This window comes from Pseudomonas sp. B10 (genome assembly GCF_900156235.1).
Classification (GTDB): Bacteria; Pseudomonadota; Gammaproteobacteria; order Pseudomonadales; family Pseudomonadaceae; genus Aquipseudomonas; species Aquipseudomonas siliginis.
This window is the reverse complement of the sequence record NZ_LT707063.1, coordinates 4,508,568-4,529,717: the sequence shown is the minus strand read 5'-3', so window position 1 is coordinate 4,529,717 and position 21,150 is coordinate 4,508,568. Positions and strand designations below refer to the sequence as shown.

The following is a 21,150-nucleotide window of genomic DNA, read 5'->3' as shown; positions in this document are numbered from 1 at the left end:
TTTACGCCTTAAATTCGTGTTCTGAAGCAGGCCGCTGGGCGCCCTGCGAGAAAAACCGCCGATGACGCGTCACCGGCATGCGCGCCCGGATGGACGCTTGTTCATCGCTGTCGCGGGCGGCCAGCAACACCGCCTCGCCTTGATCCTGCTGGGCCAGCACACGCCCCCACGGGTCGACAATCGCCGCATGCCCGAAGGTCTCGCGTGGCCCCGGATGACTGCCGCCCTGTGCGGCCGCGAGGATATAACACTGTGTTTCGATGGCCCGCGCGCGGATCAGTACATCCCAATGCGCGGCGCCGGTTACGGCCGTAAACGCCGACGGTGCGGTAATCAATTCGGCACCGGCGGCACGCAATTCACTGTACAGCTCCGGGAAACGCAAGTCGTAACACACGCTCAGACCGACTCGCCCCACCGGCGTATCCGCCACCACTACATTACCGCCATAAGCATAGTCATCGGATTCACGGTACCGGCCGCGATTGTCGGCGACATCGACATCGAACAGATGCAGCTTGTCATAGCGCGCGACGATCTCGCCGTATTCATTGATCAACAACGAGCAGGCATTGGCTTTGGCCGTGGGTTGACCCAGCGGTGGCAACGGCAATGTACCGGCGACTATCCATAAGGTGAGGTCGCGGGCGGTCTGTTTCAACCAGGGCAGGATCGGCCCTTCGCCCAAGGCCTCGGCGCGGCCGATATCGGCGACGTCGCGACGGCCCATGGCGGCGAAGTTTTCCGGCAGCACCGCGAGTTTCGCCCCGCCAGCGGCGGCCTGTTCAAGCAGGCGTCGGGCCTGGGCCAGATTGGCCGGCACGTCGCTCTGGGTGACCATTTGAATCACCGCTAAAGACATGGCGAACTCCCAAAGAGGTATTCGGCCATGCTACTCCATCGCTTCAAGGCCGGGCCGTTCAAAAAGGCTTGTCGAAGGTGATTTTCGGCTCTTTCCATGGGCCTTTGACGGTGTACTTGACGCTGGCGAAGCGCGCGACGCGGTCGCCGATCAGCTTGTCGATGAGGAACAGCGCGCCGCCGACCGCCGGTGCGCCGACGAGCAGCGCGGCGATCGGCAGGTTGTTGGTCACCGGCAAGGTCACCAGCAATTTCGCATCGACCTTGTCACCGACCAGATCCAGCGTGCCGTCCAGCTCAAGGTTGCTCGAAGGCCCGGTCAGGCGAATCGGCTCACGTGTCACGTAGACACCGTTGTTCGCCACCAGCAAACCTTTGACCCGGTCGTAGCTCAGGCCTTTGCCGAACAGGTCGGAGAAGTCCAGACGCAGACGCCGGCCGATCGAGTTGAAGTTGAGCAGGCCGAACACCCGCAGCGCCTGAGCACCGCCCTCCACTTCAACGAACTGGCCTTTGTTCAGCGAGGCATCGAGGGTGCCGGAGAAGCGCTTGGTCGCCAGCCACGCCGGCGAGCCCGGCCAGCGGCCATCGACATCCATGTGGAATTCTTCACTGGTGACGCTTGGCGCGAAACCCCAGCCTTTGAGCACGTCGGCCAGATTCTTGCCGCCAATGCGGCCCTTGTACCAACTGCTGGTCGCCCCCGGCGCGCCTTCCCAGCCGCCGTTGCCTTGCAGCAGGATGCCCTTGAGGCCCATGTCGAGGTTGTTCAGCGCGATGCCCTTGGCGGTCGGCCGCACTTTCAGCGACCAGCCACCCACTAGGTCGGGGCCGAGGAATAATTGGTTGAGGGTTATATCCAGCGCCGGGATTTTCGTCGGGTCGACCGACGCCAATGGATCAGGCGCGTTCTCGTCAGCCTGCACCGCCGGGTCCGGCGCCGGCAGTTTCACGTATTGCAGATTCACCGCAATCGGCACGCCGTTGGCGTCCGGCAGGCTGGCGCTGCCCTTGGCCTGTTGGCTATCCAGCGCCAGGTTCCACGCGCCTGGCTTGCGATTGATCTGCACCGAGGCCTGATCCAGTGTGGTGCCGAGCGCGGTCAATTTGCCGACCTTGATGTCAGCGCTGCTCAGCAGTTGCTTGGCGCTGCCGCCCGGATCCCCGCCCGCGTATTTGTTGGCCAGATCCTGCCACGGCGCGACGTCCAGTTCCGACAGCACCCCGCGAATGCGCAGGCCCTTGGCGCCCGGCAACACCGCTTCGCCAGCGCCGAGAAACAGTTCGCCACGGCCATCGGCGAAATTGCTCGGCGGCGCGGCAAAGGTGAAATTGGCCAGTTGATCGTAATTGAACCAGTAACGCCGCTCCTGCCCTTGCAAGGTCATGCGGAACACCGTGTCGCGCCCGACATCGGCGGCCATGCCGAACGGCGCCGGCAAATCCACTGCCACGCCTTTGAGGCTGGAGCTGACCAGCAACTGACTGTCGGCCCCGGAAAGATTCAGCTGCAACTGATACGGAATCGTCCCGGACACCGGCAACGGCTGGGTCACGCCCAGCCAGTCGGTGAGCTTTTTGACTTCAACCTGTCCGGATGCGGCGACGCGAGTCTTGATCTGATTGGGGCTGCCGTCGGCGAATATCTGCGCAGTGACCGGTTTGTCGAAGGCCCGTGCAGAGATGTTCTGGCCGCTGAGGCCCTTATTGCTGTCGAAGCGGAAATCGCCCTTGAGTTGGCTCAGTTCCAGTTTCGGTTCGGCCAGTTTCAGCCGCGCGTTGGCGGTTTTGAAATCGACGAGGATTTTCGGCTGTTCGCCCTTGGCCAGCGGAATGTCCAGTTTGAGCTTGCCATTCAGATCACCTGCGCCCTCCCAACCGGCAAAGGTCTCGCCAGTGCCGATCGGCGCATCCTGAAGAATCTTCAAGCCATCGCCGAGGCCACCGGCAAATGCGCCATCAAGGAACAAATGCGAGTTCTGCCCGGCCGGTACATGAGGAATATTGACGAAGACATCGCTGACTTGGGTGTCGAGCAACTGGCCTTTGCTGGCCCAGATGCGCACGCCGCTGTCTTCGATGAACACATCGCCGCTGACTTTGCTCACATGCGGCCAGCCCGGCTGAAACGCCAGTTCGGCGTCATGGACCTTGAAGAACAGGCTGATGCTGCGATCAGCCTCGCCGGCGTTCTTGCTCAGCGAGCCCTGATACTGGAAGAAGCCCTGATCCACCGCGCCTTTGAGGATCGCTGTGCGCAGCCACTCATCAAGCGCCGGGCTCAACACCGCCGGCAGATATTTCGCGGTATAGCGACCGTCGCCATCGACCAGGCCGACGCGCAGGTCCATGTAGTCTTCCTGGCTATGGTCAAAGTGCAGGCGAATGAGGAAATCGCCGGCAATCTTGCCCTCCTCGCCCAATACCTTGAGGTATGGCGCAATCAGGGTGAAGCCATCCTTGTCGAGCTTCCAGGTCAGCCGCGCATTGGCCTGCAGGTATTGCCATGGTTTGGCGAAAATCGGATCGAGGTGCAGGACAAAGTCCTTGCTGTCGAGGCGCAACTCGCCGCCGTCGAGGTTGCCACTCAGGCTGCCACTGACATTCCGCGCCGCCGGAGCGCCGTGGTAGGCATCGAAACCGACATTATCGAGGTTGGCGGCAAAGCCGAATTTGCTGCCATCGGTGGCGGTCGGGCGGAAGTCCAGCAACACGTTGCGCAGGCCGCCGGTTACCTTCAAACGCTCGACCACTGTGGCGAAGCTTTGCGGCAACGGCCCCAACGCATTGAGCAGCGGCGTGATCGGGGTCAGATCGAGGCGATCGGCCTGCAGATGCCAGAGCTCTTCAGCCTTGGCGCTGGCGCGGGTCTGCTGCACCTGCACATGGGATTCCCAGCGGGTTTCGCCGAAGCTCATGGCCAGTGAATCGAGGGTGACTTTCACTCCCTCGGCGTTGTTGCGGTAATAGGCGTTGAGCGCCAGATTGTTGATCTGGATTGGCTTGCGCTCGGCGTAGGCACCGGTCACTTGCGGCGCATTCAGGCGCAACGCGGCGCTTTGCAACGCGCCTTCGGCCCAATCGACCCAGAGTTCACCGCCGGCCTTGATCTCGGAAAAATTCCATTGCTGGGTCAGGCGCTCGGGCAGCCATTTCGACCAGTCGCTCTGTGGCAGGCTGGCATAACCCTCGATGGCGCTGTTCTGCCATTGATCGGGACGAAGCTGGCTGCGCAGGCTCAGCGCGACAGGCTGGCCATCGGGCAAGGTCAGACGCGCGTCGAGACGCTGGCGGCTGGCGCCGGTACGCAGATTCAGACCGACATAGGTGAGCGTCATGGGCGGGTGGTCGAGCGGTTGCAGGGTCACCTGGCTGTCGAGCACCGACAGTTGCCTGATCATCTGCGAGCGCTGGAACAATTGTGCCGGATCGAAGGGTTGATCCTTCTGCACCGGCAGGCCTTCCAGCGCCCAAGTGCCGTCTTCGGCTTCCTTGAGGCTGATCTTCAAACCGTTGAGTTCGATATGCGCGAGGCGTACTTCGCGGGCCAACACGCTACCCCACATATCCGGCACCACCCGCACGCGGTCGAGGCGCAGAGCGTTGGCGCCGTCGCCGACCATCACGTCATGGGCCAGCAGGATCGGCGCGAAACCGCTCCAGTTGCCTTCCAGCTCACCGATTTGCAAAGGCATGCCGAGGGCGGCGCTGGCCTTGTCTTCGATGTCGGCGCGGTATTCCGCCACCAGAGGGGTCAGCTCGCGGCCGAGGCTGACGTACAACGCCATCAACACCAGAACCAACGCGCACAGGCCCAGCCCCCAGCGGGTGAGTGCGGCCAGAATGCGTGTCAGACGCTCCATGTCAGTTGGCTCCCATGGCAAAAAAACTGCGAAAAGCTGAGGCCAGCCGCGTTGAATGAAGGGTGATGCAGGGTTTCAGAGCAGCACCACGTCATATTGTTCCTGGGAATACATGGTTTCCACCTGGAAGCGTATGGTGCGACCGATGAAGCCTTCAAGCTCGGCGACGTTACCGGACTCTTCATCAAGCAGACGATCGACCACTTTCTGGTTGGCCAGCACTCGATAACCCTCGGCCTGGTAGGCCCGGGCCTCGCGCAGAATCTCACGGAAGATCTCGTAACAGATGGTTTCGGCGGTCTTCAGTTTGCCGCGTCCCTGACAACTGCTGCACGGTTCGCACAACACCTGCTCAAGGCTTTCGCGGGTGCGCTTGCGGGTCATCTGCACCAGGCCCAACTCGGTGATGCCGATGATGTTGGTCTTGGCGTGATCGCGCTCCAACTGTTTCTCCAGAGTGCGCAGGACCTGACGCTGGTGCTCTTCATCTTCCATGTCGATGAAGTCGATGATGATGATCCCGCCGAGATTGCGCAGGCGCATCTGCCGGGCGATCGCCGTGGCCGCTTCGAGATTGGTCTTGAAAATGGTTTCTTCGAGGTTGCGATGACCGACGAACGCCCCGGTGTTGACGTCGATGGTGGTCATGGCTTCCGCCGGATCGATCACCAGATAGCCGCCGGATTTCAGCGGTACCTTGCGCTCCAGCGCGCGCTGGATTTCGTCTTCGACACCGTACAGATCGAAGATCGGCCGCTCGCCCGGATAGTGTTCCAGACGATCGGCGATTTCCGGCATCAGTTCGGCGACGAACTGCGTGGTTTTCTGGAAGGTTTCCCGGGAATCGATGCGGATCTTCTCGATCTTCGGGTTGACCAGGTCACGCAGGGTGCGCAGGGCCAGGCCGAGGTCTTCGTAGATCACGCTCGGCGCGGCGATGGTCTTGATCTGCTCGTTGATCTGGTCCCAGAGGCGCCGCAGGTAGCGGATGTCCATGAGGATTTCATCAGCGCCCGCGCCTTCAGCGGCTGTGCGCAGAATGAAACCGCCGGCCTCCTTGATGCCTTCTTTGGCCACGCAATCACTGACCACCTGCTTGAGGCGCTCGCGCTCGGCTTCGTCTTCGATCTTCAGGGAAATACCGACATGAGCGGTACGCGGCATGTACACCAGATAACGCGAAGGAATCGACAGTTGTGTGGTCAGGCGTGCGCCTTTGGAGCCGATCGGGTCTTTGGTGACTTGCACCACCAGACTTTGGCCTTCGTGCACCAGCGAACTGATGCTTTCCACCGCCGGGCCTTCACGCAGGGAGATTTCGGCGGCGTGAATGAAAGCCGCACGATCGAGGCCGATATCAACAAATGCCGCCTGCATGCCCGGCAGGACGCGAACGATCTTGCCTTTATAGATGTTGCCGACGATCCCGCGTTTCTGCGTGCGCTCGACGTGGACTTCTTGCAGCACACCGTTTTCGACCACCGCCACGCGCGACTCCATCGGCGTGATGTTGATCAGAATCTCTTCACTCATGGCAGGATCTCGTTCAGGCATGTTCACGATAGTGGCCGCATCTGGATTCGTACGACGCTCAGGGCGTGTTCAGGTTTTGCCAACAGGGTATGCCGAAATGGCCCAACACCTCGCAGGTTTCGCACAACGGCAAGCCGACCACCGCCGAATAGCTGCCGTCGAGCCCGGCGACAAACACCGCACCCAGGCCCTGAATGCCATAGCCGCCGGCCTTGTCGCGCGGTTCGCCACTGGCCCAGTAGGCGCCGGCCTCTTCGCGGCTGATGGTGCGGAAACGCACGCGACTGCGCACCACCCGCGACTCGCAGCGCTCACCTTCAAGCACGGCGATGGCGGTCAGCACTTCGTGTTCGCTGCCGGACAACATCATCAGCATGGCGCATGCGTCGGCTTCGTCCACCGGTTTGCCAAGTATTTTGCCGTCGAGTACCACAGCGGTGTCGGCGCCAAGCACGCAGAACGGCTGGTCAGAGACGACCGAGCGGCGCCCGGCCTCAGCCTTGCCACGCGCGAGGCGTTCGACATAGGCCGAAGGGGATTCTTCAGGAAGCGGGGTTTCGTCAATGTCCGCGCTGATGGCGGCGAACTGCACACCGATCTGCGTGAGCAATTCACGGCGGCGCGGTGAGCCGGAGGCGAGGTAAAGCAGTTTCATCAAAACATCTCCCTGTTCAGTGTCCTGCTTCACCGGCTCAATAGATTCTGTAGCGTCGGCACATCCCGCGAAGGGCGAAGCTGACCCACGGCCAGAGCAAGGCACTGACCAGCGCCGGCAAGACCAGCGCCAGGGTTGGCTGACGGTTGCCGGTTAGAGCGCTGAGCCACAGTTGCGCCAATTGTGCGAGGCCGAAGATCACCAGGATCACCAGGCACTGCTGCCACATCGGGAACATGCGCAGGCGCTGCTGCAACGACAACACGAGGAAAGTAATCAGGGTCAGGATCAGCGCGTTCTGCCCGAGCAGGTCGCCCTGCAGGACATCTTCGGCCAGTCCCAGACAGAAGGCGGTGACCATGCCGACCGTGTGCGGCATATACAGCGCCCAGAAGGTCACGAGCAAGGCCAGCCACAGCGGGCGAAGGATTTCCATGAAGATCGGCAACGGTGAAACGCTGAGCAGGATGCCGACGAAGAACGTCAGCCAGATCATCCAGCCGTTTCCGGATTTTTTCGCGCCGACCATTATTCTCGTCCCCCGGTAGTGGCTGGCGGTTTCGCCGGTGGTTTGCTCGCGGCCGGCGGTTTGGCAGCGGCCGGAGCGGCAGCGGGCGGCTTGCTCGCGGCGGGCTTGGCAGGCGTGGTGGCAGGCGCCGCTGCTTCAGCGGCCGGCGCTGCGGTAGCGGTCGACGGCGTGGCAGGCATGATCAACGGTTTCGGCACGCTGGCCGGCAACATCGGGCCGCCGCCGTGGGCATCGAGCTGTTCCTGCGCCTGGGCGGCGTCATTGGCGCGTTCCTCGGCGGTGCGGCTGTCGCTGAACACCAGCAGCAGGTAGCGGCTGCGGTTCAGGGCGGCAGTCGGCACGGCGCGGACAATGGCAAACGGTTGGCCGGAATCGTGGATGACTTCCTTGACCGTGGCCACCGGATAACCGGCCGGGAATCGCTGGCCGAGGCCGGAGCTGACCAGCAGGTCGCCCTCTTTGATGTCTGCCGTGTCGGCGACATGACGCAATTCCAGGCGCTCAGGGTTGCCGGTGCCACTGGCAATCGCGCGCAGACCGTTACGGTTTACCTGCACCGGAATGCTATGGGTGGTGTCGGTCAGCAGCAGGACCCGCGAGGTGTACGGCATCAACTCAACCACCTGGCCCATCAGCCCGCGTGCATCGAGCACCGGTTGACCGAGCACCACGCCGTCGCGCTCTCCTTTGTTGATGATGATGCGATGGGTGAAGGGGTTGGGGTCCATGCCGATCAGCTCGGCCACTTCGACCTTTTCATTGACCAATGCAGAGGAATTGAGCAACTCGCGCAGCCGAACGTTCTGCTCGGTCAGGGCCGCGAGCTTTTGCATGCGCCCCTGCAACAGCAGGTTTTCGGTCTTGAGTTTTTCGTTTTCGGCGACGAGCTCGGTGCGGCTGCCGAACTGACTGGCGACCCCTTCCCACAAGCGGCCGGGCAGGTCGGTGATCCAGTAGGCATCCATGAGCACCAGCGACGCTTGCTTGCGCGCGGGCTTGAGCAGGTCGAAACGTGCATCGACCACCATCAGCGCGACCGCGAGCACGGCCAGCACCAACAGGCGCACGCCCAACGAAGGGCCTTTGGTGAAAAGCGGTTTAATAAGCCGCTCCTCCCAGGCAAATGTTCTGTTTATTCATACGGCATCAAACCGGCCTGGATGAAGACTGACAGAAGATAAACGCCAACAGGCAGCACTGCAAAGTGCTGCCTATGCGTTCACCCACGTATTGCATTCGAAGCTTATTCGCTCGAAAGCAGATCCATGGTGTGCTTATCCATCATTTCCAGCGCACGGCCACCGCCGCGAGCAACGCAAGTCAGCGGATCTTCGGCAACGATCACCGGCAGACCGGTTTCCTGGGCCAGCAACTTGTCGAGGTCACGCAGCAGCGCGCCACCACCGGTCAGCACCAGGCCACGCTCGGCGATGTCGGAAGCCAGTTCCGGCGGCGATTGCTCCAGCGCGCTTTTCACCGCCTGCACGATGGTGGCCAGCGACTCTTGCAGAGCCTCGAGCACTTCGTTGGAGTTCAGGGTGAATGCGCGTGGAACGCCTTCGGCCAGGTTGCGACCGCGAACATCGACTTCGCGCACTTCGCCGCCCGGGTAGGCCGTACCGATTTCCTGCTTGATGCGCTCAGCGGTGGATTCACCGATCAGGCTGCCGTAGTTGCGGCGCACGTAGGTGATGATCGCTTCGTCGAAACGGTCGCCGCCGACACGTACGGATTCGGCGTAGACCACACCGTTCAGGGAGATCAGGGCGATCTCGGTGGTACCACCACCGATATCCACGACCATCGAACCGCGCGCTTCTTCAACCGGCAGACCGGCACCGATCGCAGCAGCCATCGGCTCTTCGATCAGGAACACTTCACGGGCACCGGCGCCAAGGGCCGATTCACGGATGGCGCGACGCTCAACCTGGGTGGACTTGCATGGAACGCAGATCAGCACACGAGGGCTGGGCTGCAGGAAACTGTTTTCGTGAACCTTGTTGATAAAGTACTGCAGCATCTTTTCGCAGACGCTGAAGTCGGCGATCACGCCGTCCTTCATCGGACGAATGGCAGCAATGTTGCCCGGCGTACGGCCGAGCATGCGCTTGGCCTCGGTGCCGACAGCAACGACACTTTTCTGGTTACCGTGTGTCCGAATGGCCACAACCGATGGCTCATTCAGGACGATACCGCGCTCGCGCACGTAAATAAGGGTGTTGGCAGTGCCCAGGTCAATGGAAAGATCGCTGGAAAACATGCCACGCAGTTTCTTGAACATGGGAAAGGGACCCTAGGCAACGCGTGGGTAAAAAAGTGCGGCAAACTCTAACAACGACAGGGATTTTGGGCAAGGCGCCAATATGTTAAATTGGCCGCTTTTCTGTGCACCAAGCCCCACAATCGCGGCCTTATGACCGTAGAAGTGCGGTAGTGTTCCGACAATCTAACACACGGACGCCGTCCGTTCTGTTTTCCACTGGAGAATCCCGATGGCGCTAGAACGCTCCGACGTGGAAAAAATCGCGCATCTGGCCTGCCTTGGCCTCAACGATGCCGATCTTCCGCACATTACTTCCGCCCTCAACAGCATTCTCGGGCTGGTCGACGAAATGCAGGCCGTTGATACCGACGGTATCGAGCCGCTGGCCCACCCCCTGGAAGCCAGTCAGCGCCTGCGCGCCGACGTGGTGACCGAGACGAATAATCGCGAGGCCTACCAGTCCATCGCACCAGCGGTCGAAAACGGCCTGTATCTGGTTCCGAAAGTCATCGACTAAAGGGAAAGAGCCTGCAATGCATCAAATGACTCTGGCCGAGATCGCCCGCGGTCTCGCCGATAAAAAGTTTTCCTCCGAAGAGCTGACCAAAGTCCTGCTGGCGCGTATTACCCAGCTCGATCCGCAGCTCAACAGTTTCATCAGCCTCACCGAGGATCTGGCCATCGAGCAGGCGAAAGCCGCCGATGCACGCCGGGCCAATGGTGAGAGCGGCGCTCTGCTCGGTGCGCCGATCGCCCACAAGGACCTGTTCTGCACCCTGGGTATCCGCACCAGCTGCGGCTCGAAGATGCTCGACAACTTCAAGGCCCCGTATGACGCCACCGTAGTCGCGAAACTGGCCGCTGCTGGCGCCGTGACCCTGGGCAAGACCAACATGGACGAATTCGCCATGGGTTCGGCCAACGAGTCGAGCTGGTACGGCGCAGTGAAAAACCCGTGGAACCTGGAACACGTGCCGGGCGGTTCGTCCGGTGGCTCGGCCGCCGCCGTGGCCGCTCGCCTGCTGCCTGCCGCCACCGCAACCGACACCGGCGGTTCGATCCGCCAGCCGGCAGCATTCACCAACCTCACCGGTTTGAAGCCGACCTACGGTCGCGTTTCGCGCTGGGGCATGATTGCCTACGCGTCCAGCCTTGATCAGGGCGGCCCGTTGGCGCGCACCGCCGAAGACTGCGCGATCCTGCTGCAAGGCATGGCCGGCTTCGACCCGAACGATTCCACCAGCATCGATGAGCCGGTTCCGGATTACTCCGCCGGCCTGGGCGATTCGCTGCAAGGCCTGCGCATCGGCGTGCCGAAGGAATACTTCAGCGCCGGTCTCGACCCGCGCATTGCCGAGCTGATCCAGAACAGCATCCAGCAGTTGCAGAAGCTCGGTGCGGTGATCAAGGAAATCAGCCTGCCGAACATGCAGCACGCCATTCCTGCGTACTACGTGATCGCCCCGGCAGAGGCCTCCTCGAACCTGTCGCGTTTCGACGGCGTGCGTTTCGGCCACCGCTGCGAAAACCCGGAAAACCTCATCGACCTGTACAAGCGCTCCCGTGGCGAAGGCTTCGGCGCCGAAGTACAGCGCCGGATCATGGTCGGTGCCTACGCGCTGTCCGCCGGTTACTACGATGCCTACTACCTGAAAGCGCAGAAGATTCGTCGTCTGGTGAAGAACGATTTCATGGCTGCCTTTAATGAAGTCGACATCATCCTCGGCCCGACCACGCCGAACCCGGCCTGGAAGCTTGGCGCGAAGAACAGCGACCCGGTCGCTGCATACCTGGAAGACGTCTACACCATCACCGCCAACCTCGCCGGCCTGCCGGGCCTGTCGATGCCGGCCGGTTTTGTCGACGGTCTGCCGGTGGGCGTGCAGTTGCTCGCGCCGTATTTCCAGGAAGGCCGCCTGTTGAACGTTGCCCACCAGTATCAGCTCAACACTGACTGGCACACCCGCACCCCAACCGGCTTCTGAGGAGACACACATGCAATGGGAAGTCGTGATCGGGCTGGAGATTCACACTCAGCTCACCACCCGGTCGAAAATCTTTTCCGGTAGTTCCACCACGTTCGGTTCCGAGCCGAACACCCAGGCCAGCCTGATCGATCTGGGCATGCCCGGCGTGCTGCCGGTGCTCAACCAGGAAGCGGTGCGCATGGCGGTGATGTTCGGTCTGGCGATTGACGCCGAGATCGGCCAGCACAACGTGTTCGCCCGGAAAAACTATTTCTACCCGGATCTGCCGAAGGGCTACCAGATCAGCCAGATGGAATTGCCCATCGTTGGCAAGGGCCACCTGGACATCGCCCTGGAAGACGGCACGGTCAAACGCGTCGGCATCACCCGCGCGCACCTGGAAGAAGACGCCGGCAAGAGCCTGCACGAAGAATTCAACGGTGCCACCGGCATCGACCTGAACCGTGCCGGCACGCCGCTGCTGGAAATCGTTTCCGAGCCGGACATGCGCAGCGCCAAGGAAGCCGTGGCTTACGTCAAGGCGATCCACGCACTGGTGCGTTACCTGGGCATCTGCGACGGCAACATGGCCGAAGGCTCGCTGCGTTGCGACTGCAACGTCTCGGTACGGCCGAAAGGCCAGGTCGAGTTCGGCACTCGCTGCGAGATCAAGAACGTCAACTCGTTCCGTTTCATCGAGAAGGCGATCAACTCCGAGATCCAGCGCCAGATCGAGCTGATCGAAGACGGCGGCAAAGTGATCCAGCAGACCCGTCTGTACGATCCGAACAAGGACGAGACCCGTCCGATGCGTTCGAAAGAGGAAGCCAACGACTACCGTTACTTCCCCGATCCGGACCTGCTGCCGGTGGTCATCGAAGAGTCGTTCCTCGGTGAAGTGCGTGCCACCCTGCCGGAACTGCCACCGCAAAAGCGCGAACGCTTCCAGAGCCAGTTCGGTCTGTCGGCCTACGACGCCAACGTGCTGGCCACCAGCCGTGAACAGGCGGATTACTTCGAGAAAGTCGCAGCCATCGGCGGCGACGCGAAACTGGCGGCGAACTGGGTGATGGTCGAGTTGGGCAGCCTGCTCAACAAGCAGGGCCTGGACATCGAGGATTCGCCAGTCTCCGCCGAGCAACTGGGCGGCATGCTGCAGCGCATCAAGGACAACACCATCTCCGGCAAGATCGCCAAGGTGGTGTTCGAAGCGATGGCCAACGGCGAAGGCAGTGCTGACGAGATCATCGAAAAGCGCGGCCTCAAGCAAGTCACCGACACAGGCGCGATCTCGGCCGTGCTCGACGAAATGCTCGCGGCCAACGCCGAACAGGTCGAACAGTACCGCGCGGCAGACGAAGCCAAACGCGGCAAGATGTTCGGTTTCTTCGTCGGCCAGGCCATGAAAGCCTCGAAAGGCAAGGCCAACCCGCAGCAGGTGAACGAACTGCTGAAAAGCAAGCTCGAAGGCTGACCACCAATGGAGCCAGATCCAAAGCCTGGCTCCATTCCCTGTGGAAGGGACCTGTGGCGAGGGGATTTATCCCCGTTGGGCCGCGAAGAGGCCCCAATTGCTGAGCTTGATTTGCACCAGATAAACCGAGTTCTCAGTTTTGGGACTGCTGCGCAGTCCAACGGGGATAAATCCCCTCGCCACAGGTCACTCCTACATTTGATCCGGGATACCTTTGAATGAAGCGTCTGTTGCTGAGCAGCGCCCTGCTCTCTCTGCTGGCCGGTTGCGCCAGTACCGACACCATCGACCCGCACGGTTACGACCAGACCGGCGTCGCCTCCTATTACGGAGCCAAACATCACGGTAAACGCACCGCCAGCGGCGAAGCGTTCAACCAGCATTCCCTGACCGCCGCCCACCGCCAGTTGCCGTTCGGCACGCGGGTGAAGGTCACCAACCTGAAAAACGATGAATCAGTCGTGGTCCGCATCAATGACCGTGGCCCGCACACCCGTGGCCGGCTGATCGATCTGTCACGCGAGGCCGCCGATGAAATCGGCATGCTGCGCAGTGGCACCGCACGGGTTCGCGTGCAGGCCCTGGACTGATGGAGCGCCGACCATTTTCGGACTAGCCGATCTGCCGCTGATCAACGTCATCGAATTGCTCAGCGGCCTGGTTCTTTTGATCATCGGCGCCGAGCTGATGGTGCGCGCCGCCGTGCGTCTGGCCGAGCGCCTGCATGTGCGTCCGTTGATCATCGGCCTGACCATCGTCGCCCTCGGCAGCAGCGCGCCGCAAATGACCGTGAGCCTGCAAGCGGCGTTGACCGACAACCCGGACATCGCCGTCGGCAGCGTGGTCGGCAGCGGCATCTTCAATATCCTCGTAACCCTTGGCCTCTCGGCACTGATCATCCCGCTGCGCGTGTCGCGGCAACTGGTGCGTCTGGATATCCCGTTGATGATCGGTGCCAGCCTGCTGGTATTCATCCTCGCCTGGAATAAAGACCTCGGGCGTTTCGACGGCGTCCTGCTGCTCGGCGCTTTGGCACTGTACCTCGGCTTGCTGTTGCGTCAGTCGCGACACTCGACCCGGCCCCATGGCGCACGACCACAGGATACGCAGCAATCCTGGTTGATCAGTGTGCTGATGATTCTCGCTGGCCTGGCCATGCTGGTGTTCGCCGGCCGTCTGCTGCTCGGCGCCGCCGTGGTCGTGGCCACCGACTTGGGCCTGTCCGAACGGGTCATCGGCCTGACCGTGGTCGCGGTCGGCACCTCGCTGCCGGAACTGGCGACCTCGCTGATCGCCGCCCTGCGCGGGCAGCGTGACATTGCCGTGGGCAACGTGATCGGCGCCAATCTGTTCAACCTGCTCGGGGTACTCGGGCTGACCGCGCTGCTCGCACCGACGCCGCTTTCCGTCTCCCCCAACGCGCTGGATTTTGACTTGCCGGTGATGCTCGGCGTCGCTGCGCTGTGTCTGCCAGTGTTTTACTCGGGCTACCGCGTGACCCGGGCTGAAGGCTTGTTGCTGCTCGGCTTGTATCTGGTCTACGGGCTGCATGTGGTGTCGTTCACCACCGGCATGCCGCTGGCCGGCAAACTCGAGCGCTTGATGCTGTTTTATGTCCTGCCGGCGCTGCTGACGTTTCTGCTGTTCACGTCGATCCGCGCCTGGCGTCGCCAACACCACAAGAGAGATGTGCCATGAGCGAGTCGAAGCAGTCCGGGGTTGAAATCCGTCGTCAGGTCATGGGCGATGCGTTCGTTGATCGCGCCTTGGGCAACGCCACCGAGTTCTCCCAGCCGTTGCAGGATTTCGTCAATGAACACGCCTGGGGCGGAGTGTGGAATCGCGAAGGTTTGTCGCTGAAAACCCGCAGCCTGATTACCCTCGCCGCGCTGACCGCGTTGAAGTGTCCGCAGGAGTTGAAGGGCCACGTGCGCGGTGCCCTGAACAATGGCTGCAGCGTGGAAGAGATTCGCGAGGCGCTGCTGCATTGCGCGGTGTATGCCGGCGTACCGGCGGCGATCGATGCGTTTCGCGCGGCGCAGGAAGTGATTGATACCTACCAGAAACCTGAGTGATTCAGTGCTGCTGAAATAGCTTTCGCGAGCAGGCTCGCTCCCACATCTGGAATGCATTTCAAATGTGGGAGCGAGCCTGCTCGCGAAGAGGCCCTGGCAGACACCGCAAATCCTTGTCAGATCCACCCACCCCACTGCAACACAAAGATCCCGACGTTGGTGGTAATCGCCGCCATCAACGTGGTCATCACGATGATCGCCGCTGCCAGCTCATGATTGCCCTGCGCCGCCCGGGCCATGACGAAACTTGCCGCCGCCGTGGGGCTGCCAAAGTAGAGAAACAGAATCCCCAGTTCCGCCCCGCGAAAGCCCCACAGCCACGCCCCTAGTGTCGCCAGCACCGGCAGACCGATCATCTTCACCAAGCTGGAACTGAGTGCCATATTGCCGCTCTTGCGCAACGCCGCCAGTGACAGCGTGCCGCCGATACAGATCAGCGCCAGTGGCAGCGTGGTCTGCGCCAGATACTGGCCGGAGGTCTCCAGCCAGCCCGGCAAACCGATCTTGAAATAGGCGAACGGCGCTGCCGAAATCACGCTGATGATCAGCGGGTTGCTGAACACGCTTTTGCAGATGCTCCACGGATCGGACTTGATCACCGGGCTGTACACCGCCAGCACAATGGTCGACAGGGTGTTGTAGAACAGGATCACCAGCGCCGCGAGAATTGCCCCGAGGGAAATGCCGTAATCGCCGTACATGCTTGCCGCGAGTGCCAGGCCGATCACGCCGTTGTTGCCGCGAAACGCGCCCTGGGTGTAGATGCCGCGATCTTCCCGCGGACATTTGAAAATCGCCCAGCCCCAGGCCACGGCGAAACTCACCAGGGTCGCGAGGGAGAAGTAGATGAGTAGCGAGGGTTGCAGTGCGGCGTGCAGGTCCGCGTGGAGGATGCCGAGGAACAGCAGCGCCGGCATGGTCACGTTGAACACCAGCGACGAGGCGGTGTGGATGAAGTTGTCGTTGATCCAGTCGATGCGCTTGAGCAGCACACCGAGAAACAGCATGGCAAACACCGGCGCGGTGATGTTCAGGGTTTCAAGAAAGATTGCCAGCATGCCGGGGAGCCTTGGGTGAGCGTCGATAGGGGGCTAATGATAAGCCACTTTCACCCTGATCGTTCCCACGTTCTGCGTGGGAATGCAGCCCCGGGGCGCTCTGCGTCCCAAAGCGTGACGCGGAGCGTCACATGAGGCATTCCCACGCAGAGCGTGGGAACGATCACAGGCACCGCAAGTCCTTCGGCGTCTGGCAGATCGCTTTCGCGAGCAGGCTCGCTCCCACATTTGCAATGCATTTCCCTGTGGGAGCGAGCCTGCTCGCGAAGAACGATGACGCGGTCTCAGGTAATCGGCGCCGGGTTGAACAAGGTGATGTCGTTATGCAGCTTGTGCTTCTCCGCCCAGGTCTGTTGCTTGCCACTGGCAACATCCAGGTAATAGTGAAACAACTCCCAGCCGAGTTCTTCGATGGTCGCGCGCCCGGTGGCAATGCGGCCGGCGTCGATGTCGATCAGATCCGGCCAGCGCTGCGCCAGTTCGGTCCGCGTCGACACCTTGACCACTGGCGCCATGGCCAGCCCGTAAGGCGTGCCGCGGCCAGTGGTGAACACGTGCAGGTTCATCCCCGCCGCCAGTTGCAGCGTACCGCAGACAAAATCACTGGCCGGCGTCGCGCAGAAAATCAGGCCCTTGTGCTTGAAACGCTCGCCCGGGCCGAGCACGCCATTGATCGCGCTGCTGCCGGACTTCACGATCGAGCCCAGCGACTTCTCGACAATGTTCGACAACCCGCCCTTCTTGTTGCCCGGCGTGGTGTTGGCGCTGCGATCGGCTTCGCCCTTGGCCAGGTAGCGGTCGTACCAGTCCATCTCGCGCACCAGCTCTTCGGCGACGGTTTGCGTCTGCGCCCGCGACGTCAGCAGGTAGATCGCATCGCGCACTTCGGTGACTTCGGAAAACATCACCGTCGCCCCCGCACGCAACAGCAAGTCCGAGGCATAACCCAGCGCCGGGTTGGCGGTGATGCCGGAGAACGCGTCGCTGCCGCCGCACTGCATACCGAGAATCAGCTCGGAAGCCGGCACGGTTTCGCGGCGGCGCTGGTCGAGTTTCTTCAAGCGCACTTCGGCCAGTTCCATGATCTGTTCGATCATTTCGGTAAAGCCGTGACTGGAATCCTGCAAGCGGTACAGCCACGGATCGCTGAGATCCACCGAGGCATCGTCCTCGTGCATCACCTGCCCGGCCTGCAATTTCTCGCAGCCCAGACCGATCACCATCGCCTCGCCGCCCAGGTTCGGGTTGCGTGCCAGATTGCGCACGGTACGAATCGGGATGTAGGCGTCGGTCGCGGTGATCGCCACACCGCAGCCATAACTGTGGGTCAGTGCCACCACGTCATCGACGTGCGGGTACTTCGGCAGCAGCTCTTCCTTGATGCGCTTGACCGCGTGATCGAGCACGCCGGTGACGCACTGCACGGTGGTGGTGATGCCGAGAATGTTGCGCGTGCCGACAGTGCCGTCGGCGTTGCGATAACCCTCGAACGTGAAGCCTTCCAGCGGTGCCTGCGCATCCGGCACATCGGTGGACAGCGGCAAGCTGTCCAGCGGCGGCGCGGTCGGCATGCGCAGTTGATCTTCCTTGACCCAACTGCCGCGACGGATCGGCTGCAAGGCGTAGCCGATGATCTGCCCGTAACGAATCACCGGGCCGCCTTCGGGAATATCCTCCAAGGTGACCTTGTGGCTCTGCGGTACGAAATCCAGGGTGACCAGGCCATCGGCAAACTCGGTACCGGCCGGTACGCCCTGATCGTTGACCACCACTACAACGTTGTCCCGCTCGTGCAGGCGGATGTAGCGCGGCGAGTCGGAATGTTCAATCAACTGCATGACGCCGCTCCTCAGGAATGCGCTTGAGACAAATTGCCGGTGGCTTCATTGCCGCCCTTGGCTGGCGGCTCTTTCAACACCACACGCTTGATCGGGCCGACGATCACCAGATAGCTGAACACCGCGACCAGTGCGTTGGCACCGACAAACACCAGCGCCCACTTGAACGAGCCGGTGGAGCTGATGATGTAGCCGATGACGATCGGCGTGGTGATCGAAGCGATGTTGCCGAAGGTGTTGAACAGGCCACCGCTCAGACCGGCGATCTGTTTCGGCGAGGTGTCGGAGACCACCGCCCAGCCCAGTGCGCCAACGCCTTTGCCGAAGAATGCCAGCGCCATGAAGCCGACGACCATCCATTCCACTTCAACATAGTTGCACGCGACGATGCTGCTCGACACCAGCAGACCGGCGATGATCGGCGCCTTGCGAGCAAAAGTCAGCGAATGGCCCTTGCGCAGCAGGTAGTCGGAAATCACCCCGCCAAGCACGCCGCCGATAAAGCCGCAGATCGCCGGCAACGAAGCGATGAAACCGGCCTTGAGAATGGTCATGCCACGCTCTTGCACCAGATACACCGGGAACCAGGTCAGGAAGAAATAGGTGATGCCGTTGATGCAGTACTGGCCCAGATACACGCCAAGCATCATGCGGTTGGTCAGCAACTGACGGATGTAATCCCACTTCGGACCGTCGGACTTCTTGCCCTTCTGATCCATGTCGACCATGCCGCCGTTGTCAGCGATGTGCTTGAACTCGGCCTCGTTGACCCGTGGGTGCTCGCGCGGGCTGTAGATGACTTTCAGCCACACCAGCGAGAACACGATACCGAGGATACCCATGACGATGAACACGTGCTCCCAGCCGAAGCTGTAGACGATCCAGCCCATCAACGGCGCGAACAGCACGGTGGCAAAGTATTGCGCCGAGTTGAAGATCGCCGAAGCGGTGCCGCGTTCAGCGGTCGGGAACCACGCCGCCACGATGCGCGCGTTGCCGGGGAACGACGGTGCTTCCGCCAGGCCCACGAGGAAACGCAGCATGAACAGCGCAACCACTGCCGTGGACATGCCGAATTCACCGACGAAGCCTTGCAGCACGGTGAACAGCGACCAGGTGAAAATGCTCAGGGCATAGACTTTTTTCGAGCCGAAGCGATCGAGCAGCCAGCCACCGGGAATTTGCCCGGCGACGTAGGCCCAACCGAATGCGGAGAAGATGTAGCCGAGGGTAACGGCGTCGATGCCAAGGTCCTTTTGCAGGCTGGAACCGGCAATGGCGATCGTGGCACGGTCGGCGTAGTTGATCGTGGTCACCAGAAACAGCATGAGCAGGATCAAATAGCGGACGTGAGTCGGCTTGGAGGATTGCATGCAGATGTACTCCCACTGATTATTTTTATGCGGGTAAAACATTCTTTGGTCTTTGTGGGAGCTGGCTTGCCAGCGATGGCATCAGCGCGGCGTGCCTGCAGCACCGTGTTGCCTGAATCGCTGGCAAGCCAGCTCCCACAGGTATTGCATGTATCAGGAACCGATGTAGGCAGTCTTCACGACCGTGTAGAACTCTTGTGCATAGCGGCCCTGCTCACGGGAGCCGTAGGACGAGCCTTTACGGCCACCGAACGGTACGTGGTAATCCACGCCGGCGGTCGGCAGGTTGACCATCACCATCCCGGCCTGGGAGTGGCGCTTGAAGTGGTTGGCGTACTTCAGCGAGGTGGTCGCGATGCCGGCCGACAGGCCGAATTCGGTGTCGTTGGCCATTGCCAGCGCAGCTTCGTAATCGGCCACGCGAACGATGTTGGCTACCGGGCCGAAAATTTCTTCGCGGCTGATGCGCATCGACGCTTCACTGTCGGCAAACAAGGTTGGTGCGAGGAAGTAGCCTTCGGTATCGCAGGTCACCACACCACCGCCGCTGACCAGACGTGCACCTTCGGACTGGCCGATGTCGATGTACTTCATGTCCTGTTCAAGCTGCGCCTGGGAAACCACCGGACCGATGTCGGTGCCGGCTTTCAGCGCGTGGCCGACCTTGATCGACTTCATGCGCTCGGCCATCGCTTCAACGAACTTGTCGTGGATGCCGGCGGTGACGATCAGACGGCTCGACGCTGTGCAGCGCTGGCCGGTGGAGTAGAACGCGCTCTGCACCGACAGCTCGACCGCTTGCTTGAGGTCGGCGTCGTCGAGAATGATCTGCGGGTTCTTGCCGCCCATTTCCAGCTGCACCTTGGCCTGGCGCGAAACGCAGTTGACCGCGATCTGACGACCCACGCCCACCGAACCGGTGAAACTGATGCCATCGACTTTCGGGCTGTTGACCAACGCCTCGCCAACCACCCGACCGCTGCCCATTACCAAGTTGAACACACCGGCCGGGAAGCCTGCACGGGAGATGATTTCCGCCAGCGCCCAGGCGCAGCCCGGCACCAGATCGGCAGGTTTGAGCACGACGCAGTTGCCGTAGGCCAAGGCCGGGGCGATTTTCCACGCCGGGATGGCAATCGGGAAGTTCCACGGCGTGATCAGACCGACCACGCCCAGCGCTTCACGGGTGACTTCGACATTGACGCCCGGGCGTACCGACGGCACGTAGTCACCGGACAGGCGCAGGCATTCACCGGCGAAGAACTTGAAAATGTTGCCGGCGCGGGTCACTTCACCGATCGCTTCCGGCAGGGTCTTGCCTTCTTCACGGGCCAACAGCGTGCCGAGCTCTTCACGACGGGCGAGGATCTCGCTGCCGACTTTATCCAGCGAATCGTGACGGGCCTGAATGCCCGAAGTGGAGTACGCCGGGAACGCTGCGCGGGCGGCGTCGATAGCGGCGTTGACCTGGGTCAGGTCAGCCTTGGCGTAATCGCCGATGGTGTCGCTGAGTTCGGACGGGTTGATGTTGGCCGAGTAATCGGCACCGGCGACCCATTCGCCATTGATGTAGTTGTCGTAGCGTTTTGCAGTTGTCACAGGGCAGCCCTCAACTCTAAAAGCCTTCACGCAAAAAGCCGCTGATTGCTCAGCGGCCTCGC

General features: G+C 61.6%; 17 protein-coding genes. 6 read left to right on the top strand and 11 right to left on the bottom strand.

The features are described from left to right. Window position 1: 1 nt before the first annotated feature. The 7 genes from BXA01_RS20470 to mreB all read right to left on the bottom strand — a co-directional run bounded on the left by BXA01_RS20470 (window position 2) and on the right by mreB (window position 9,722). The gene (locus BXA01_RS20470; RefSeq protein WP_076565852.1) at window positions 2–862 is read right to left on the bottom strand and encodes a carbon-nitrogen hydrolase family protein; all 861 of its coding nucleotides are present in this window, start codon (window positions 860–862) and stop codon (window positions 2–4) included. Between the two features lie 58 nt (window positions 863–920). Next, the gene (locus BXA01_RS20465; RefSeq protein WP_076565850.1) at window positions 921–4,724 is read right to left on the bottom strand and encodes a YhdP family protein; all 3,804 of its coding nucleotides are present in this window, start codon (window positions 4,722–4,724) and stop codon (window positions 921–923) included. 75 nt (window positions 4,725–4,799) lie between these two features. Next, window positions 4,800–6,257: a ribonuclease G gene (gene rng / locus BXA01_RS20460; protein ID WP_016771696.1), complete on the bottom strand. Its 1,458-nt coding sequence runs from the start codon at window positions 6,255–6,257 to the stop codon at window positions 4,800–4,802. Window positions 6,258–6,315: 58 nt separating this feature from the next. Next, entirely contained in the window at window positions 6,316–6,912 is a 597-nt protein-coding gene (locus BXA01_RS20455; protein ID WP_076565848.1) for a Maf family protein, read from the bottom strand. Window positions 6,913–6,949: 37 nt separating this feature from the next. Then, window positions 6,950–7,441 (bottom strand): rod shape-determining protein MreD, encoded by a 492-nt coding sequence (mreD, locus tag BXA01_RS20450; RefSeq protein ID WP_024011608.1) that lies wholly within the window; start codon window positions 7,439–7,441, stop codon window positions 6,950–6,952. Continuing rightward, on the bottom strand, window positions 7,441–8,508 hold the full coding sequence (gene mreC, locus BXA01_RS20445) for a rod shape-determining protein MreC (RefSeq protein WP_231507578.1): 1,068 nt from the start codon (window positions 8,506–8,508) through the stop codon (window positions 7,441–7,443). The genes mreD and mreC overlap by 1 nt, the downstream gene beginning before the upstream one ends. Before the next feature lie 176 nt (window positions 8,509–8,684). Further along, window positions 8,685–9,722: a rod shape-determining protein MreB gene (gene mreB, locus BXA01_RS20440; RefSeq protein ID WP_002555108.1), complete on the bottom strand. Its 1,038-nt coding sequence runs from the start codon at window positions 9,720–9,722 to the stop codon at window positions 8,685–8,687. Window positions 9,723–9,933: 211 nt separating this feature from the next. Between mreB and gatC the strand changes: the two genes are divergently transcribed. The 6 genes from gatC to BXA01_RS20410 all read left to right on the top strand — a co-directional run bounded on the left by gatC (window position 9,934) and on the right by BXA01_RS20410 (window position 15,220). After that, complete coding sequence (gene gatC, locus BXA01_RS20435) at window positions 9,934–10,221, top strand: Asp-tRNA(Asn)/Glu-tRNA(Gln) amidotransferase subunit GatC (protein ID WP_024011606.1); 288 nt, start codon at window positions 9,934–9,936, stop codon at window positions 10,219–10,221. Window positions 10,222–10,237: 16 nt separating this feature from the next. Then, window positions 10,238–11,689, top strand: coding sequence for an Asp-tRNA(Asn)/Glu-tRNA(Gln) amidotransferase subunit GatA (gene gatA / locus BXA01_RS20430; RefSeq protein WP_076565843.1), 1,452 nt, complete (start codon window positions 10,238–10,240; stop codon window positions 11,687–11,689). Window positions 11,690–11,699: 10 nt separating this feature from the next. Then, a complete protein-coding gene (gene gatB, locus BXA01_RS20425) occupies window positions 11,700–13,145 on the top strand; it encodes an Asp-tRNA(Asn)/Glu-tRNA(Gln) amidotransferase subunit GatB (RefSeq protein WP_016771702.1) in 1,446 nt (481 codons plus the stop codon). A 218-nt stretch (window positions 13,146–13,363) separates the two neighbouring features. Beyond that, window positions 13,364–13,735 (top strand): septal ring lytic transglycosylase RlpA family protein, encoded by a 372-nt coding sequence (locus tag BXA01_RS20420; RefSeq protein ID WP_024011604.1) that lies wholly within the window; start codon window positions 13,364–13,366, stop codon window positions 13,733–13,735. A 97-nt stretch (window positions 13,736–13,832) separates the two neighbouring features. Then, window positions 13,833–14,843, top strand: a complete 1,011-nt coding sequence (locus BXA01_RS20415; RefSeq protein ID WP_231991050.1) for a calcium/sodium antiporter — start codon at window positions 13,833–13,835, stop codon at window positions 14,841–14,843. Beyond that, window positions 14,840–15,220 carry a carboxymuconolactone decarboxylase family protein gene (locus BXA01_RS20410; protein WP_076565842.1) on the top strand — a complete coding sequence of 127 codons (381 nt, stop codon included), beginning with the start codon at window positions 14,840–14,842 and terminating at the stop codon, window positions 15,218–15,220. The genes BXA01_RS20415 and BXA01_RS20410 overlap by 4 nt, the downstream gene beginning before the upstream one ends. A 116-nt stretch (window positions 15,221–15,336) precedes the next feature. Here BXA01_RS20410 and BXA01_RS20405 read toward each other — a convergent pair whose 3' ends face one another. The 4 genes from BXA01_RS20405 to BXA01_RS20390 form a co-directional block, all read right to left on the bottom strand. Then, a complete protein-coding gene (locus BXA01_RS20405; protein ID WP_041477966.1) occupies window positions 15,337–16,278 on the bottom strand; it encodes an AEC family transporter in 942 nt (313 codons plus the stop codon). A 284-nt stretch (window positions 16,279–16,562) separates the two neighbouring features. Then, entirely contained in the window at window positions 16,563–18,116 is a 1,554-nt protein-coding gene (garD, locus tag BXA01_RS20400) for a galactarate dehydratase (protein WP_076565839.1), read from the bottom strand. An 11-nt stretch (window positions 18,117–18,127) separates the two neighbouring features. Next, entirely contained in the window at window positions 18,128–19,489 is a 1,362-nt protein-coding gene (locus BXA01_RS20395; protein WP_051600602.1) for an MFS transporter, read from the bottom strand. Between the two features lie 153 nt (window positions 19,490–19,642). Next, window positions 19,643–21,088, bottom strand: a complete 1,446-nt coding sequence (locus tag BXA01_RS20390) for an aldehyde dehydrogenase family protein (protein WP_073473811.1) — start codon at window positions 21,086–21,088, stop codon at window positions 19,643–19,645. Between the last annotated feature and the right edge of the window lie 62 nt (window positions 21,089–21,150).